The following is a 1,528-nucleotide window of genomic DNA, read 5'->3' as shown; positions in this document are numbered from 1 at the left end:
GTGCCGTTTAGGTCGCGCAGGCGGAAGGGGTTGGCCCCCGCCATGGTGAAGTCGTGGCCCACGGTCTTGTCGTGGCAGCCGGTGGTCGGGTCGTTGCAGGTTCTCGCCCCGTTGGCGGCCGCGCCGTGGCCGAACGCCGAGTAGTTGGCGCTGTTGAGCAGGGAGATTACGCCGTCGGTGCCGTTCCAGTTGTTTACGTCGGCGCCGGTGGTGCCGTGGCAGCTTTCGCAGGTTACGGAGGTGCTTGCGGTGGTCCAGCTGATGCCGGAGGTGCCGTGGCAGCTAAGGCTTCCGCAGGTGTAGGAGCCGACGGTGTAGTTGAAGGCTACGTTGACGCCGTTGAATTTCTTGCCCGCGCCGGAGGCGGCAACGTTGATGGAGCCGTTGATGTGGTTGGTCGAATTTATTGTGGTCCCCGCGTCGTTGGTAACTGCGGTGACCGTGGTGTAATGGCAGTATTCGCAGGTTATGCCGGAGTTGATGTGCGAATCGTGCGCGTAGGTGGTTATGTTGGTGCCCGCGTCAATGCCAGCGTGGCAGCTGCGGCAGGTTAGGTCGTTGGTGCTCCAGTCCGGGGTGGTGCCCCAGGTCGGATTGGTGAAGGTTCCCTTGCCGTTGGAGTGGCAGTAGAGGCTCTGGCAGGTGTTGGTGGTTTTATTATAGGTGGCGGATGTGTAGTTCTGGAACCTTACCGATTGAGGGGTGAAGCCGGCGAGGGTCGAGTTGTGGGTGGTGGTATTGGCTACTACGTAATCGTAGTGGCACTCTTCGCAGTTCATGCCGAGGCCGCCGGCGGTGGTGGAGGAAGCGTGACGCCTGTGCGGGGTCTTCGCCTCGTCCTGAGTGTAGCCGGAGGCGGCGGTGGCGAGCGAAGTGGGCGGCTGGCCGTGGCAGGTGGTGCAGGAGTCCTGAGCGCCCATCGAGCCAGTTGAATCGGTGTGGGTATGGCAGCTGAGGCAGTCCGAACCGGTTGCCTGCGCCTGCCCGGAATGCTGGGTCGAGTTGACATAGCCGGTGAGCGGGTAGATTGATACGTTGTTTACAACCACGCCCTGGTGGCACTCGGCGTTGTCGCAAGCGCCGGTGCCGGAGGCGTCATAGTAGTAGGAGGTGGTGGTGCTGGCGGCTATCAGCTCCCAGGTGCCGGAGGTGGCGTTGATGCCGTAGCGGTTTGCTCCGGCGGTGTTGCTCTTGGGGATGAAGCGGCGGAGCATTATCTTGTTGGAAACGCCGGCGTAGGAGACGTTGACGCCGTGGGGCTCGTGGCAGTCGTTGCAGCCGGCCTGGCCGAACTGCGTGGCGCTGTAGCCGTGCGCGGGCACGTCGTCCTTTGCCTGGTGGCAGTTTCCGCATATCGAGAAGGCGTTGCTGAAGGGGGCTTCCTGGCGAAGAGACGACACTATCGTCTGGTTCACCGGCATGTTGAAGCGAAGGAAATTGGTAGAGTTCTGGACCGCAAAGCCGTGCGGCACGCTGGCGGAGTGGCAGGCGGTGCAGGAGTAGCCGAGGGACTTGCCGCTGAGGTCGG

General features: G+C 62.8%; 1 protein-coding gene. It reads right to left on the bottom strand.

Annotated features, from left to right (window positions below):
* On the bottom strand, positions 1-1,528 hold a 1,528-nt coding region (locus FDZ70_10500; protein ID TLM66440.1), incomplete at both ends, for a CxxxxCH/CxxCH domain-containing protein.

It is taken from the genome of Actinomycetota bacterium (assembly GCA_005774595.1).
Taxonomy (GTDB): domain Bacteria; phylum Actinomycetota; class Coriobacteriia; order Anaerosomatales; family D1FN1-002; genus D1FN1-002.
The sequence above is the reverse complement of the archived record's forward strand: the minus strand, read 5'-3'. Positions and strand labels throughout refer to the sequence as shown.